This is a genomic window from Klebsiella sp. CSG-1 (assembly GCF_056521145.1).
Genome location: NZ_JBWNLD010000003.1, coordinates 219,770 through 236,150 on the forward strand (window position 1 = coordinate 219,770; position 16,381 = coordinate 236,150).

Consider the following 16,381-nt stretch of genomic DNA (forward strand, 5'->3'; position numbering starts at 1 on the left):
GTATTCCTGTCTACTCCGCCTGCGCCTTGCGCTATAGTATTGCCACCTGGCAGGCAAGGAGTGAAGTGAATAATGATAAATGTGGAAATGCTGTCCACCGGCGATGAAGTGTTGCACGGGCAAATCGTCGATACCAATGCCGCGTGGCTGGCCGATTTCTTTTTCAATCAGGGATTACCGTTAACGCGCCGCAACACCGTGGGCGATGACCTTGATTCCCTGGTCACGGTGTTACGTGAACGCAGTGAACAGGCGGATGTGCTGATCGTCAACGGCGGCCTGGGGCCAACCAGTGACGATCTGAGCGCGCTGGCCGCAGCGACCGCCAAGGGCGAAGGACTGATTCTGCACGAAGCGTGGCTGGAAACGATGACCCGTTTCTTTGCCGAGCGCGGTCGCCCGATGGCCGCAAGCAACCGCAAGCAGGCGGAGATCCCCGCCAGCGCGGAGATGATCAATAATCCGGTTGGGACGGCCTGCGGTTTTGCCGTTCAGCTTAACCGCTGTCTGATGTTTTTCACCCCCGGCGTCCCGTCGGAATTCAAAGTCATGGTCGAGCAGGAAATTTTACCCCGCCTGCGTGAGCGTTTCCCGCTGTCTGCACCGCCGCTGTGTCTGCGTCTGACGACTTTTGGCCGTTCGGAAAGCGATCTGGCGCAAAGCCTCGATCCGCTGGAGCTGCCGCCGGGCGTCGTCATGGGCTACCGCTCTTCAATGCCGATTATTGAGCTGAAGCTCACCGGGCCGGCGGAGCAGCGCGAAGCGATGCTGGCGATATGGCCGGAAGTGAAAAAAGTGGCGGGAGAGAGCATGATTTTCGAGGGCACCGAAGGGCTGCCCGCGCAGATCGCGCGTTGTTTACAGGAGCGCCAGCTGAGTCTGACGCTGAGTGAACAGTTTACCGGCGGTTTGCTGGCGCTTCAGCTTTCGCGGGCAAATGCGCCGCTGCTGGCAAGCGAAGTCGTCCCTTGCCAGGAGGAGTCGCTGGCGCAGTCTGCTCGCTGGGCCGCAGAACGGCGGGTCAATCATTTCGCCGGTCTGGCACTGGCGGTGAGCGGTCAGGAAGCCGATCACCTGAATTTCGTCCTCTCGACGCCGGAAGGCACCCATGCGCTACGGGTCAAATTCAGCGCCACGCGCTACAGCCTGGCGGTTCGTCAGGAAGTCTGTGCCATGATGGCGCTGAATATGCTGCGCCGTTGGTTGAACGGTCAGCCGGTCGCCGGCGAACACGGTTGGATTAACGTCGTCGAATCTCTCTCGGTTTAAACAAACCTCTGCGTCGGGAACTCCTCCCGACGCGCGATCGGTCCAGCCGGTTGTACTTGCTTTTAAATATTCCGTGCGCCATCTCGCCTTTTCCTCCCGCCGAACGTCCACTCTGCTGGAATAGCGTCGCCATTTGAGGTCGCTGACAATTTACCGCCCGGACAACCGCAACACTGATTCCAGTACTCAGGATTGGAGTCCAGGATGCTGGAATCAAGTAAAGTCCCGGCGGCTGCACCTTACCGGGCCTACGAGATCCGCATATGGCGCCAGGCAGGTCGTCAGTCAGGGCGATGCTAATACCCAATTCGCAAGCACCCGTAGGCCGGGTCAGGCGTTAGCCGCCACCCGGCAAAAACACGGCGACAGTATTCACAGCGGATTTGTCATCGCCCATTGATTTCACTCGGTTCTGGCGCCGATATCAGGTCAGCGCCTGCGCCAGCAAAGTGATGGGATGTTCACAGCGTTTGCTGGTGGACATCTCGATTTGCCATTTGCAGGTTTCGCAATCGGTGATCACCAGGTCGGCACCGCTCTCCTCAATTTGCCGGAACAGCGGTGCGCCGATGGCCTGAGAAGAGGGGTAGTTTTCCGATTTAAACCCGTAGGTGCCGGCGATACCGCAGCACTGCGAATCCAGCACTTCCAGCTGTAAACCCGGGATCAGCCGCAGCAGTTCGAGGGTATACAGCGACCAGCCCATCTTCTCCATATGACACGGCGTGTGATAAACCACCTTCAGCGGCAGCGGCCGAAGCGGCAGGGTTCGCCCGGCATCAAGCTGGCGCCAGATCCAGCGGGTGGCCAGTTCAACCCGGTCGCGAAGGTCCTGATTATCGACATCCAGCAGATGCGGGTATTCGTCGCGCAGGGTAAAAGCGCAGGTTGATGAGGTGGCAATGACCGGCAGCGCAGTCTCTCGCATGGCGGCGACGTTGCTCTGCGCCTGGCGGCGGGCTTTGGCAAAAAAGCCGTTGGCGATAAGCGGCACGCCGCAGCATTTTTCTTTGCTTAACAGCTGTACGCCGGTGCCCATCGCGTTCAGCACGCGGATGAGATCGTGGCCAAGCTGCGGATGGTTGTAGTTGACGTAACAGCCGTGAAAAAACGCCACTTGCTCACTGAACTGCGCCTGGCGGTCCGCCTGCTGGCGGTAAGCCCGGCGAAAGGTGCCGAAACCGTATTTCGGCAGCGTTCGCCGGTGGTCAATCTTTAACGTCGCATCGAGCAGCCGGCGCACCGGCTTGAGGCCCGTTGCGACGTTGACCAGCGGGGCAAACGGCGTGGAGAGAGTGCCCATCAGGTCGGTATGGCTGAGGATAGCATCGCGCAGCGTCGGTTTTTGCTGGCTGTACTGCGCCCGTGCCCGCTGGATAATATCGCCAATTTTTACATCAGAGGGACAGGCGACTTCACAGCGCTTGCAGTTAATACAATATTTTAAGGCTTCGTCGTACAGTGCCCCATCCTTCAGCCGCAGGCGCTCACCGTCCGGACCCGCCTGTTTCGGGCCCGGATAGCGGGGATTAACCCGGCTGACCGGACAGCTGGTCGTACAAACGGTACATTTAATGCAGCTCTCAAAGCGGGTATCGTTCATCGCGTGCCTCCGGCAAGGTCATGAATCTGTTTCGCGACGTGGAGCGCGGTGACCGCGCAAACGCCGCCGCCGCATCCCAGCTGGATGGCGTCAAAACCGCCCAGTAGCGAACCGATGGCGAACAGGTTGCCCAGCGGCTGGCCGTCGAGCAGCGGGCGCAGCATCGTATCCGTTTTCAGGCCGAAGCGTTGCCAGGGTTGCGAAGCAAAGAAATCGCGCTGATACCAGTTCTCGCGCGGGGTAGTCTGCTGAAGGTCGAGGCCGAGAATCGGCTCCCGAACGCGCTCTTTATCGGCGATCAAGCCATTGCTGAAGAAACTGCCGCTGGCCAGAACTGCAAAACGGGGACGCAGCGGAACATCGCCGTGCTGCCGGGTCCAGACTTCGCTGACGTTCCCCTCCTGATGGCCGATCCGCGTGACTTCATCGCCAGCCAGCCAGGTGCCTCCGGTCCGAATAAAACGACGCTGAAGCTGGTTATGCAGGCGCATGCCGGGAACCGAAGGCGGCAGCGTCGGCAGCAGGCGCAGCGGGCAGGGCAGCTGTTCCTGTAGCCAGCTATACAGCCCGGCGTCGTTCAGACCGAAACAGGCGGGCATGATCAGCAGGTCGTGCGCCTGCGCCAGCGGACGTAACGCGGCGAGGAGCGCGGGCCAATGACACGGTTCATCGAGCATTCTGGCGATATTCACCGCGCGAAATTCGCTCGGGTTATCCCGCAGAACATCCAGTATCGGTAAGTCTATCTCGGTCGCCGTCGCTTTTACCCCCTGCCGGGTGAGCGAGGCGGCGGCCAGATGCGGCTGGAAGTCGGCGAACCCGCCGATACCCACGACGCCAACGCTTCGTGCGGAGAGTGGCGCCACGGGAACTTCCTGCGGCGAAAGCCACGTCGGGCGCAGGGTGCCCAGCGGCGTCACGCGCTCATGCGGTTGGCTGGCCTCGCCGCGCATCGCGATCCCGCTGGCGGCCAGCAGCGCCTCGGTTTGCGCGGCGTATGCCATCACCCGATCGGCGCCCAGCATGGCATAGGGATGTTCGGGAAGCTGTTCTGCCAGTCGGGCGATCCCGTGAGCCACATCGCTGACGCGTTCCCCATCGGGAAGGGCGCAGAGCAGATCCAGCGAAGCGGAAGAAAAGTGCAGCGCGCTTTGACCCCGACTGACGATGACGCAACGCAGGCCGAACTGATTAAGCGTGAGCCCGCAGAGCAGGCCCGCGAGGCCACCGCCGATAATCACGCTATCAAATTTCATCCTGAGACTCCTTTGGCAGCCCGCACAGTCCGAGATAGACCCAGCGGGTGAATTCACTTTCCCTGAGCGCATCGCCCCAGGCAATGGGCTGCACACCTTTCCAGCGCTCGTTTAAAAAATCGGAAAGCTGGGTCAGCGACTGGGCGGGAGTGGTGATGTTAAACCGTTGCAGAAGCCCGGCCGCCCGGCAGGCGCACAGCTCTCCCTGGCAGGTGCCCATGCCGATGCGCGTACGGCGACGTAGATCGAGCAGGCTGTTAACCGCTAAGTTTTCCACCGCGTACTGTACTTCTCCGGCGGTCACCATCTCGCATTCGCAGATTAAGCTGCGATGCTGGCGGGTATCGCCCAGCCAGGCAGGCGTGCGGTCGCCGTGGCGGTAGAGGGCGGAACCGCGCAGCGGCGCGGGTAGCGAGATGATTTTTTTTACCGTGACTTCGGGGGGCTCCGTTGAGCCCGGAAGCGGAGTGTCGGCGGTAGAGCAGGGGACGCTGTTGCCCAGCTTACGACACACGGCATCCGTGGCCCACTCCGCCATCAGACGGTAGGTCATCAGCTTGCCGCCGGTAATGGTGATAAAGCCCTCCATGCCGTCGCGTCCGGCGTGGTCGAGCAGAACGATACCGCGGCTGACGCTGCGTCCGCTGGGGTCATCATCGCTGGCCACCAGTGGACGCACGCCGGAATAGGCGCGCAGCACGCGAGTACGCCCAAGTACCGGAGCCAGTTTTTCCCCTTCCCGCAGCAGGGTGTCGACTTCGGCCGTCGTGACCCGATTGTCATCAATTTCGTCGTAAGGGATATGTTCCGACGTCGTGCCAATCAGCGAAATGGTATCTCCGGGCACCAGAATATCGGCATCGGCGGGTTTGCGGCAGCGGTTGATGACCTGCCGGTTGATACGGTGGTCGAGGATCAGCAGCGATCCTTTGGCCGGGAACATGGCGATGCGCAGATCGGCATATTCCGCGATCCGCTGTCCCCAGATCCCGGCGGCATTGACCACGACACCGGCGTACAGCGTGCGTCTCTCACGCTGTTGATGATCATAAAACTCGACCCCGCAAACGCGTTCTCCGCGGCGGATGAGCCCGGTAATTTCACAACCGGTCAGAATGGTCGCGCCATGTTCCCGGGCGTCGAGCATGTTGGCTGCCGTAAGGCGAAACGGGTCGATGGTGCCATCGGGGACCTGAACGGCGCCGAGCAGAGCCGGATTCACGGTCGGCTCAATACGCAGCGCTTCCGCTGGCGACAGCTGGCGGGTCTCGATACCGGCCTGCTGACAGGCGCTGATAAAGGTCTGCTGCCAGGCCAGGTCGTCCTCGGGAAGGGTGATAAACAGTCCGTTAGTGGGCTCAATACAGTGGCGGGCGATGCGGCGCAGGATGCGGTTTTCACTGATGCATTCCCGGGCCGATTCGCCATCGGTTACGGCATAGCGCGCGCCGCTGTGCAACAGCCCATGATTGCGCCCGGTCGCCCCGGTGGCGATATCGTGGCGTTCCACTAACGTCACGCGCAGCCCACGAAGCGCACAGTCGCGCGCGATCCCTGCGCCGGTGGCGCCGCCGCCAATGATGATGACATCACATTCACCGCTATCGGCCATCTTCAAGTCCCTCTATGTTCGTTTTACGCCATTTAGCCATACAAATAGTGGGCATTGTTTGATTTCGAGCATATTCGCGCGTTATTCGAGCGAGTTATGTGATTTCATGCTCATAATGGAATGTTTTGTCATATTTTTGTAACAAAGCGTGCGATGTTTCACAGTATCCAGGGCCAGCTTTGCCTACCATCCCGGCTCATCAGAAGTGGGTGATTAGATTAGATTTTTCTTATCGCTGTCAGTAGAGAAGAGATGGCCACGGAGGCTGCTATGTTAACTATTTTTAAACCTGCGCCGCACAAAGCGCGTTTGCCCGCGGCGGAAATCGATCCGCTGTACCGCCGACTGCGCTGGCAAATTTTCATCGGTATTTTCTTTGGATACGCTGCTTACTATCTGGTGCGTAAGAACTTTGCTCTGGCTATGCCCTATCTGGTGGAGCAAGGTTTTTCCCGCGGCGATCTCGGTTTCGCCCTCTCCGGTATTTCGATTGCCTATGGATTTTCGAAATTCATCATGGGGTCGGTATCGGATCGCTCGAATCCGCGCATTTTTCTGCCCGCGGGGCTGATCCTGGCCGCGCTGGTGATGCTGGTGATGGGGTTTGTACCCTGGGCGACCTCCAGCATTATGGTGATGTTCGTGCTGCTGTTCCTCTGCGGCTGGTTCCAGGGGATGGGCTGGCCGCCGTGCGGGCGGACGATGGTGCACTGGTGGTCGCAGAAAGAACGCGGCGGCATTGTCTCGGTGTGGAACTGCGCGCATAACGTGGGGGGCGGGATCCCACCGCTGTTGTTCCTGCTGGGGATGGCCTGGTTTAACGACTGGCACGCGGCGCTGTATATGCCGGCATTCGGCGCGATTCTGCTGGCGGTGTTTGCCTTCGCGATGATGCGCGATACGCCGCAGTCCTGCGGCCTGCCGCCGATTGAAGAGTATAAAAATGACTATCCTGATGATTACAGCGAAAAACATGAACAGGAGCTGACCGCCAGCCAGATCTTTAAGCAGTATATCCTGCCGAACAAGCTGCTGTGGTATATCGCCGTGGCGAACGTCTTTGTCTATCTGCTGCGCTACGGCATCCTCGACTGGTCGCCGACCTACCTGAAAGAAGTGAAGCACTTTGCGCTGGATAAATCCTCCTGGGCCTACTTCTTATATGAGTATGCGGGGATTCCAGGCACGCTGATTTGCGGCTGGATGTCCGACAAGGTGTTTAAGGGCAATCGCGGAGCCACCGGCGTCTTCTTTATGACGCTGGTGACGATTGCGACCGTCGTCTACTGGCTCAACCCGCCGGGTAACCCGGGTATCGATATGACCTGTATGATTGTGATTGGCTTCCTGATCTATGGCCCGGTGATGCTGATTGGCCTGCATGCCCTTGAGCTGGCGCCGAAAAAAGCGGCTGGCACTGCCGCAGGTTTTACCGGTTTATTTGGCTACCTGGGCGGTTCCGTTGCCGCCAGCGCGATCGTCGGCTATACCGTTGACTTCTTCGGCTGGGACGGCGGTTTCATGGTGATGATTGGCGGCAGCGTACTGGCGGTTCTGCTGCTGGTGGTGGTGATGATTGGCGAAAAACGCCATCACCAACAACTGAAACAGGCTTAAGGAATGCGCATGAAAACGCTAGCCACAACGTTAATGACGGGGATTTTACTGGCCGGTTCGACTCTGAGCTTTTCCGCCGCTGCGGCGGATAAGCTTGTCATCGCCCACCGGGGCGCCAGCGGCTATCTGCCGGAGCATACACTGCCGGCAAAAGCGATGGCCTACGCTCAGGGCGCCGATTATCTTGAGCAGGACCTGGTGATGACCAAAGACGATCGGCTGGTGGTGCTCCATGACCACTATCTCGATCGGGTGACCGACGTCGCGGAGCGTTTCCCGCAGCGCGCGCGGCAGGATGGCCGCTTCTACGCCATCGACTTTACCCTGGCGGAGATAAAATCGCTGCGGTTCAGCGAAGGGTTTGAGCCGAAGGACGGCAAGCATGTACAGACCTTCCCTGGCCGCTTCCCGATGGGGAAATCGGACTTCCGCATTCATACTTTTGAAGAGGAGATCGAGTTTGTTCAGGGGCTGAACCATTCAACGGGGAAAAATATCGGTATCTACCCGGAAATTAAGGCGCCGTGGTTCCACCATCAGGAAGGCAAGGATATCGCCGCCAGCGTCCTGCAGGTGCTGAAGACATACGGGTATACTCGCAAGCAGGATAAGATCTATCTGCAGTGCTTTGATGCTAACGAGCTCAAGCGTATTAAGCATGAGCTGGAGCCGAAGATGGGGATGGACCTGAAGCTGGTGCAGCTGATCGCTTACACCGACTGGAACGAAACCCGGCAACGCCAGGCGGACGGCAAATGGGTTAACTACAGCTATGACTGGATGTTTAAGCCCGGCGCGATGCAGCAGATTGCGCAATATGCCGACGGAATTGGCCCGGACTACCATATGCTGGTGGCGGCGAATTCCAGACCGGGTCAGGTTGTGCTAAACGAGATGGTGAAAGAGGCGCATGAGAGCAAAATGCAGGTGCATCCGTACACCGTCCGGGCAGACCAGCTGCCGGAATATACCACGGATGTGAATCAGCTTTACGACCTGCTGTATAACCAGGCGGGCGTGGACGGGCTGTTTACGGATTTCCCGGATAAGGCGGTGAGCTTTTTGAAGGATAAACGCTGAAATTGCCGGGTGGCGGCTGCGCCTTACCCGGCCTGTGAACCGCGGTTTTACAGGTCGGGTTAGCGAAGCGCCGCCCGACACAATCACATCTCGATTTCTATATCACCCTTCGCCCGGCAGCAGCAGGGCAAAATCTCTCCCGGTTGGATAAACGCCAGCGGCTCGGTCAGCCAGTCAACCTGACCAGAAACCAGCCGCGTGCGACAGGATCCGCAATAGCCGGCGCGACACTGATACTCCACGTCGATATTATGTGATTCCAGAGCGGCCAACAGGGAAGGGTGTTCATCCTGACACTCAAGGCGAGTGTCAGAGATTTTCAGAAAAATGCGTTTCATCAGAGCTGGAAGTTGCTCAAATCGTCGGCATCGACTTCGGAATCGATCTGGCCAACCAGGTAGGAGCTGACTTCCACTTCCTGCGGCGCAACCTGCACGTTATCGGACACCAGCCAGGTGTTGATCCACGGGATCGGGTTGGAGCGGGTCTGGAAGGGCAGATCGAGACCCACCGCCTGCATGCGGATATTGGTGATGTATTCCACGTACTGGCAGAGAATATCTTTGTTCAGACCGATCATTGAACCGTCACGGAACAGATAATCCGCCCACTCTTTCTCCTGCTGTGCCGCCAGCACGAACAGATCGTAGCACTCCTGCTTACACTCTTCGGCAATTTCCGCCATTTCCGGGTCGTCGACGCCGGAGCGCAGCAGATTCAGCATGTGCTGGGTGCCGGTCAGGTGCAGCGCTTCGTCACGGGCGATCAGCCGGATGATTTTGGCGTTGCCTTCCATCAGCTTACGCTCGGCGAATGCAAAGGAGCAGGCGAAGCTGACGTAGAAGCGAATCGCTTCCAGCGCGTTGACGCTCATCAGGCACAGGTAGAGTTTCTTTTTCAGCTCGCGCAGGTTAACGGTGATGGTTTTCCCGTTGACGGTGTGCGTGCCTTCACCCAGCAGATGCCAGTAGCTGGTCAGCTCGATCAGCGTATCGTAGTAGTGGGAGATACCTTCCGCGCGTTTCTGGATTTGCTCGTTGGTGACGATATCGTCGAAGACCATCGCCGGGTCGTTGACGATATTACGGATGATATGGGTGTAGGAGCGCGAGTGAATCGTCTCTGAGAATGCCCAGGTTTCTACCCAGGTTTCCAGTTCCGGAATCGAAATCAGCGGCAGCAGGGCGACGTTCGGGCTACGGCCCTGAATAGAGTCCAGCAGCGTCTGATACTTCAGATTGCTGATGAAGATATGTTTTTCGTGTTCCGGCAGCGCCTGATAGTCGATACGGTCGCGGGAGACGTCAACTTCTTCCGGACGCCAGAAGAAGGAGAGCTGTTTTTCGATCAGCTTTTCGAAGATGTCATATTTTTGCTGATCGTAACGGGCGACGTTAACCGGTTGGCCAAAAAACATCGGCTCAAGCAGCTGATCGTTTTTCGTCTGTGAAAAAGTGGTGTATGCCATGAGTGGGGATCCTGTCCTGGAATTATACGCCGGGTGGCGCTTCGCTAACCCGGCCTACAATAGACCGTAGGCCCGGCAAGCAACGCGCCGCCGGGCAATATTATCAAATCTTACATGCGCCGCTTTCGCAGCCGTCGTCCTGGATGGACGGCGCCAGATCGTCCTGGGCATCTTCCGCGCCATCACGGGTGTTGTGATAGTACAGAGTTTTTACGCCGAATTTATAGGCATTGAGCAAGTCTTTCAGCAACTGCTGCATCGGCACTTTACCCGACTGGAAACGCGTCGGGTCATAGTTGGTGTTGGCCGAAATCGACTGGTCGATAAACTTCTGCATGATACCCACCAGCTGCAGGTAGCCGTCATTGTTCGGCATTTCCCACAGCAGCTCGTAGTTGCCCTGCAGTTTTTCGTAGTCCGGTACCACCTGACGCAGAATGCCGTCTTTCGAGGCTTTAATGCTGACATGTCCGCGCGGCGGCTCAATACCGTTGGTAGCGTTGGAAATCTGCGAAGAGGTCTCTGACGGCATCAGCGCGGAGAGTGTGGAGTTACGCAGGCCGTGCTCTTTAATGGACTCGCGCAGCGCTTCCCAGTTGTAGTGCAGCGGCTCGTTGACGATGGCATCGAGATCTTTTTTATAGGTATCGATCGGCAGCACGCCCTGAGCATAGGTGGTCTCGTTGAACCACGGGCACGCGCCCTGTTCAATGGCCAGCTCGTTTGACGCTTTCAGCAGGTAGTACTGAATCGCTTCAAAGGTTTTATGCGTCAGGTTGTTGGCGCTGCCGTCAGAGTAGCGTTTACCGTGCTTCGCCAGGTAGTAGGCGAAGTTGATTACGCCAATGCCCAGCGTACGACGGCCCATCGCGCCGCGTTTAGCCGCCAGAATCGGGTAGTCCTGGTAATCCAGCAGGGCATCCAGCGCACGCACCGCCAGTACCGCCAGCTCTTCCAGCTCGTCGAGGCTTTCAATGGCGCCAAGGTTAAAGGCAGACAGCGTACACAGCGCGATTTCACCGTTTTCGTCGTTGACGTCATCCAGCGGTTTGGTCGGCAGCGCGATTTCCAGGCACAGGTTGGACTGGCGAACCGGCGCCACCACCGGGTCAAACGGGCTGTGGGTGTTGCAGTGGTCAACGTTCTGAATGTAGATACGGCCGGTGGAGGCGCGTTCCTGCATCATCAGGGAGAACAGCTCAACCGCTTTGATGCGCTGCTTACGAATGCTGTCGTCTTTTTCGTACAGGGTGTACAGACGTTCGAATTCGTCCTGATCGGCGAAGAAGGCGTCATACAGACCCGGAACGTCGGACGGGCTGAACAGGGTAATGTCTTCACCTTTCAGCAGGCGGGTGTACATCAGTTTGTTGATCTGTACGCCGTAGTCCATGTGGCGAACGCGGTTGGCGTCGGTACCACGGTTGTTTTTCAGCACCAGCAGACTTTCGACTTCCAGATGCCACATCGGGTAGAACAGCGTCGCCGCACCGCCGCGTACGCCGCCCTGCGAGCAGGACTTCACCGCGGTCTGGAAGTGCTTATAGAACGGAATACAGCCGGTGTGGAACGCTTCGCCGCCGCGGATCGGGCTGCCCAGCGCACGAATACGACCGGCGTTAATGCCGATACCTGCGCGCTGGGAAACATATTTCACGATGGCGCTGGAGGTGGCGTTGATGGAGTCGAGGCTATCGCCGCACTCGATCAGCACGCAGGAGCTGAACTGACGCGTTGGGGTACGCACGCCGGACATAATCGGCGTCGGCAGCGAGATTTTAAAGGTGGAGACGGCATCATAGAAACGCTTGATGTAGTCCAGACGCGTCTCGCGCGGGTAGTTGGAGAACAGGCAGGCGGCAACCAGAATATAGAGGAACTGGGCGCTCTCGTAAATTTCGCCGGTGACGCGGTTCTGGACCAGATATTTGCCTTCCAGCTGCTTAACGGCAGCGTAGGAGAAACTCATATCGCGATCGTGAACAATGAACGAATCCATCTGCTTGAACTCTTCTTCCGTGTAGTCTTCCAGCAGATGAGTATCGTATTTACCTTTTTTCACCATCCTGGTGACGTGGTCGTACAGCGCAGGCGGTTCAAACTGGCCGTAGGCTTTTTTACGCAGATGGAAGATGGCCAGGCGCGCGGCGAGATACTGGTAATCCGGCGCTTCGCGGGAGATCAGGTCCGCGGCTGCCTTAATGATGGTTTCGTGGATATCGGCGGTTTTGATGCCGTCGTAAAACTGAATGTGAGAGCGCAGTTCTACCTGAGAAATCGAAACGTTATTCAGTCCTTCTGCCGCCCAATCCAGTACACGGTGGATTTTATCGAGATTAATGCGCTCGGTGCTACCGTCACGCTTTGTCACCAGCAGACTCTGATTCATGTGGATTATACCTGTCCGTGAGAGAAAATATCCCCCGCTTATCCACAGAACGCCGTTGTGACTAACTCTGTGGATAAATACTATATGTAGGGGGTTGTAGATAAAAGAAACGCTATATGGTGAGTATTTTAGTAAGGATTCTTTTGAGTACAAGGGTTGATTTTGACGTTAATTTGAGGTTGCGGAAGCGTAATGATCGCTAAGTCCACGCCGCATAAGGCCTGGCGGAGATGTCAATAAACTGGAAAATAAATATGAAAATTTGATCGAATGCTGATTTCTTCGACGGATGTAAAAATTACGCGGCTTGATGCCGCGCAATCATCAAATAATCATCATATGAAAAACTGCTGACGTTATGCGCTTTTCGCGGTTGTATGCAACATATAGTTAACATCTACGCCCGGCGCCAGCTTGAAGGTGTTGGTCAGCGGATTGTAATGCAGGCCGATGATATGCTGCTCTTTCAGAGTAGTCTGATCAACCCAGCCAATCAGCTCCGCCGGCTTAATGAATTTCTTCACGTCATGCGTCCCTTTGGGCACCATTTTCATCACGTACTCAGCGCCGACTACCGCCATCAGCCACGCTTTACCATTGCGGTTAATGGTCGAGAAGAAGACCTGACCGCCGGGCTTCACCAGCCGTGCGCAGGCGTGCACCACCGATTGCGGGTCCGGAACGTGCTCCAGCATTTCCATGCAGGTCACCACATCGTACTGACCGGCGTGCTTCGCCGCGTGCTCTTCTACCGTCTCCTGGACATACTCGACCTGAACGCCGCTTTCCAGCGCGTGCAGCTTCGCTACCTGCAGCGGTTCAAAGCCCATGTCGAGCCCGGTTACCGTTGCGCCTTCACGCGCCATGCTCTCGGCAAGGATGCCGCCGCCGCAGCCAACATCGAGTACCTTTTTGCCAAACAGGCCGCCAGAACGCTCCGCAATATAGCCAAGACGCAGCGGGTTGATACGATGTAAGGGCTTGAACTCGCCCTCTAAGTCCCACCAGCGCGAGGCGACGGCTTCAAATTTAGCAATTTCATGATGATCAACGTTGTGGGCCACCGGCTGTTTTTCGGCATTCATGGGCGCTTCGACTCCTTTTCTGTTCAGACCGGCGAGTATATCAGGTGACCGACATGAATAAACCGTCTATCCCCATCGCCTTTTGCCGGGACCCGATAGCGCGAATCGGAGCGCCTGCATTTGCCGCCACGATGCGGCGCGAAATTCATTGGGTATAGGTTTACCCGTATCACCGTGGCTGTGTTATAATTTGCGACCTTTGAATCCGGGATACAGTAGAGGGATAGCGGTTAGATGAGCGACCTTGCGAGAGAAATTACACCGGTCAACATTGAGGAAGAGCTTAAGAGCTCGTATCTGGATTATGCGATGTCGGTCATTGTTGGCCGTGCGCTGCCGGATGTCCGAGATGGCCTGAAACCGGTACACCGTCGCGTACTTTACGCCATGAACGTATTGGGCAATGACTGGAACAAAGCCTATAAAAAATCCGCCCGTGTCGTTGGTGACGTAATCGGTAAATACCACCCTCATGGTGATACCGCCGTTTATGACACCATTGTACGTATGGCACAGCCATTCTCCTTGCGTTATATGCTGGTCGATGGCCAGGGTAACTTCGGTTCTGTCGATGGCGACTCCGCCGCAGCGATGCGTTATACGGAAATCCGTATGTCGAAAATCGCCCACGAGCTGATGGCCGACCTGGAAAAAGAGACGGTTGATTTCGTTGATAACTATGACGGTACGGAACGTATTCCTGACGTCATGCCGACGAAAATCCCTAACCTGCTGGTGAACGGTTCGTCCGGTATCGCCGTCGGGATGGCAACCAACATTCCGCCGCACAACCTGACGGAAGTGATCAACGGCTGCCTGGCCTATATCGACGATGAAAATATCTCCGTCGAAGGGCTGATGGAGCACATCCCGGGTCCGGACTTCCCGACTGCCGCCATTATTAATGGTCGTCGTGGTATTGAGGAAGCTTACCGCACCGGTCGTGGCAAAATTTATATTCGCGCCCGCGCTGAGGTGGAAACCGATGCGAAGACGGGTCGTGAAACCATCATCGTGCACGAAATTCCGTATCAGGTGAACAAAGCGCGCCTGATCGAGAAAATTGCCGAGCTGGTGAAAGACAAACGCGTTGAAGGCATCAGCGCGCTGCGTGACGAGTCTGATAAAGACGGGATGCGCATCGTGATTGAAGTGAAACGCGATGCGGTGGGCGAAGTGGTTCTCAACAACCTCTACTCCCAGACGCAGCTGCAGGTCTCCTTCGGTATTAACATGGTTGCGCTGCACCATGGCCAGCCGAAGATCATGAACCTGAAAGATATTCTTTCTGCGTTCGTGCGCCACCGTCGTGAAGTGGTGACGCGTCGTACCATTTTCGAACTGCGTAAAGCCCGCGATCGTGCGCATATCCTTGAAGCGCTGGCGATTGCGCTGGCCAACATCGACCCGATCATCGAGCTTATCCGCCGTGCGCCAACGCCTGCGGAAGCTAAAGCTGGCCTGATCGCGCGTCCATGGGATCTGGGCAACGTGGCGGCGATGCTGGAACGTGCCGGTGATGATGCCGCGCGTCCGGAGTGGCTCGAGCCAGAGTTCGGCGTGCGCGACGGTCAATACTATCTGACCGAACAGCAGGCCCAGGCGATCCTGGATCTGCGTCTGCAGAAACTGACCGGCCTTGAGCATGAAAAACTGCTCGATGAATATAAAGAGCTGCTGGAACAGATCGCTGAACTGCTGCATATCCTCGGCAGCGCCGATCGTCTGATGGAAGTGATTCGGGAAGAGCTGGAAGCCATGCGCGAACAGTTCGGCGACGCGCGTCGTACCGAAATCACCGCCAACACCGCGGATATCAACATCGAAGATCTGATCAACCAGGAAGATGTGGTGGTCACCCTGTCTCACCAGGGCTATGTGAAGTATCAGCCGCTGACCGACTATGAGGCGCAGCGTCGCGGTGGCAAAGGTAAATCGGCCGCACGTATTAAAGAAGAAGACTTTATCGACCGCCTGCTGGTGGCCAATACCCATGACACGATCCTCTGCTTCTCCAGCCGTGGTCGCCTGTACTGGATGAAGGTTTATCAGCTGCCGGAAGCCAGCCGTGGTGCGCGCGGGCGTCCAATCGTCAACCTGCTGCCGCTGGAAGCTAACGAACGCATTACCGCTATTCTGCCGGTACGCGAATACGAAGAAGGCGTGAACGTCTTTATGGCGACCGCCAGCGGTACCGTGAAGAAAACCGCGCTGACCGAGTTCAGCCGTCCGCGTTCTGCCGGGATCATCGCGGTGAACCTGAACGAAGGCGACGAGCTGATTGGCGTTGACCTGACGAACGGTAACGATGAAGCGATGCTGTTCTCAGCCGCCGGTAAAGTGGTGCGCTTTAAAGAGAGCGCGGTCCGTGCCATGGGCCGTACCGCAACCGGCGTTCGCGGCATCAAGCTGGCGGGTGACGATAAAGTGGTCTCGCTGATCATTCCACGCGGCGAAGGCGCTATCCTGACCGTCACGCAGAATGGTTACGGTAAACGTACGGCGGCGGCAGAGTATCCGACTAAGTCCCGTGCAACGCAGGGCGTGATCTCCATTAAGGTCACCGAGCGTAACGGTTCCGTGGTCGGTGCCGTGCAGGTCGATGATTGCGATCAGATCATGATGATCACCGATGCGGGCACGCTGGTGCGTACCCGCGTGTCGGAAGTCAGCATCGTCGGTCGTAACACGCAGGGCGTTATTCTGATCCGTACCGCGGAAGATGAAAACGTTGTGGGTCTGCAGCGCGTAGCCGAGCCGGTTGATGACGAAGAGCTGGATGCCATCGACGGCAGCGTGGCGGAAGGTGACGACGAGATCGCGCCGGAAACTGACGCTGACGCCGATGATGACACTGTCGAAGATGAAGAATAATCTGCGCTAGTGGTGCGAAAAGGGCCGGGAGAGACTCCGGCCCTTTTTATTTGTACGCCGCCCTTTATCCGACGCGAAATCCAGAGAGTATAACGTTGCGACGAAACGTGTTTACCGCTACCTTAACC

11 protein-coding genes are annotated in these 16,381 nt (G+C 57.2%); 4 read left to right on the forward strand and 7 right to left on the reverse strand.

Going from position 1 to position 16,381, the window contains the following annotated elements:
* Window positions 1-72: 72 nt before the first annotated feature.
* Complete coding sequence (locus AC007G_RS09160; protein ID WP_004864909.1) at window positions 73-1,269, forward strand: nicotinamide mononucleotide deamidase-related protein YfaY; 1,197 nt, start codon at window positions 73-75, stop codon at window positions 1,267-1,269.
* A 424-nt stretch (window positions 1,270-1,693) separates the two neighbouring features.
* Here the strand turns inward: AC007G_RS09160 and glpC are convergent, their stop codons facing one another.
* From glpC to glpA, 3 genes are read right to left on the reverse strand one after another with little or no spacing between them, the layout of a single operon-like run.
* Window positions 1,694-2,872 (reverse strand): anaerobic glycerol-3-phosphate dehydrogenase subunit GlpC, encoded by a 1,179-nt coding sequence (glpC, locus tag AC007G_RS09165; RefSeq protein ID WP_032699086.1) that lies wholly within the window; start codon window positions 2,870-2,872, stop codon window positions 1,694-1,696.
* Window positions 2,869-4,128, reverse strand: a complete 1,260-nt coding sequence (gene glpB, locus AC007G_RS09170; protein ID WP_128319443.1) for a glycerol-3-phosphate dehydrogenase subunit GlpB — start codon at window positions 4,126-4,128, stop codon at window positions 2,869-2,871. The genes glpC and glpB overlap by 4 nt, the downstream gene beginning before the upstream one ends.
* Window positions 4,118-5,740 (reverse strand): anaerobic glycerol-3-phosphate dehydrogenase subunit A, encoded by a 1,623-nt coding sequence (glpA, locus tag AC007G_RS09175; protein ID WP_142630014.1) that lies wholly within the window; start codon window positions 5,738-5,740, stop codon window positions 4,118-4,120. The genes glpB and glpA overlap by 11 nt, the downstream gene beginning before the upstream one ends.
* A gap of 270 nt (window positions 5,741-6,010) precedes the next feature.
* Here glpA and glpT point away from each other — a divergent pair, with 270 nt between their 5' ends.
* Entirely contained in the window at window positions 6,011-7,357 is a 1,347-nt protein-coding gene (gene glpT, locus AC007G_RS09180) for a glycerol-3-phosphate transporter (RefSeq protein ID WP_032686660.1), read from the forward strand.
* Between the two features lie 9 nt (window positions 7,358-7,366).
* Window positions 7,367-8,437, forward strand: coding sequence for a glycerophosphodiester phosphodiesterase (gene glpQ / locus AC007G_RS09185; RefSeq protein WP_032695462.1), 1,071 nt, complete (start codon window positions 7,367-7,369; stop codon window positions 8,435-8,437).
* A gap of 83 nt (window positions 8,438-8,520) precedes the next feature.
* Here the strand turns inward: glpQ and yfaE are convergent, their stop codons facing one another.
* The 4 genes from yfaE to ubiG all read right to left on the reverse strand — a co-directional run bounded on the left by yfaE (window position 8,521) and on the right by ubiG (window position 13,379).
* Complete coding sequence (yfaE, locus tag AC007G_RS09190) at window positions 8,521-8,775, reverse strand: class I ribonucleotide reductase maintenance protein YfaE (protein ID WP_004201692.1); 255 nt, start codon at window positions 8,773-8,775, stop codon at window positions 8,521-8,523.
* A complete protein-coding gene (gene nrdB / locus AC007G_RS09195; RefSeq protein ID WP_032686662.1) occupies window positions 8,775-9,905 on the reverse strand; it encodes a class Ia ribonucleoside-diphosphate reductase subunit beta in 1,131 nt (376 codons plus the stop codon). The genes yfaE and nrdB overlap by 1 nt, the downstream gene beginning before the upstream one ends.
* A 103-nt stretch (window positions 9,906-10,008) precedes the next feature.
* Window positions 10,009-12,294 carry a class 1a ribonucleoside-diphosphate reductase subunit alpha gene (gene nrdA / locus AC007G_RS09200; RefSeq protein WP_032699089.1) on the reverse strand — a complete coding sequence of 762 codons (2,286 nt, stop codon included), beginning with the start codon at window positions 12,292-12,294 and terminating at the stop codon, window positions 10,009-10,011.
* Between the two features lie 356 nt (window positions 12,295-12,650).
* Window positions 12,651-13,379: a bifunctional 2-polyprenyl-6-hydroxyphenol methylase/3-demethylubiquinol 3-O-methyltransferase UbiG gene (gene ubiG, locus AC007G_RS09205; protein WP_032686664.1), complete on the reverse strand. Its 729-nt coding sequence runs from the start codon at window positions 13,377-13,379 to the stop codon at window positions 12,651-12,653.
* A 234-nt stretch (window positions 13,380-13,613) separates the two neighbouring features.
* Between ubiG and gyrA the strand changes: the two genes are divergently transcribed.
* On the forward strand, window positions 13,614-16,253 hold the full coding sequence (gyrA, locus tag AC007G_RS09210; RefSeq protein ID WP_032686665.1) for a DNA topoisomerase (ATP-hydrolyzing) subunit A: 2,640 nt from the start codon (window positions 13,614-13,616) through the stop codon (window positions 16,251-16,253).
* Window positions 16,254-16,381: the final 128 nt, after the last annotated feature.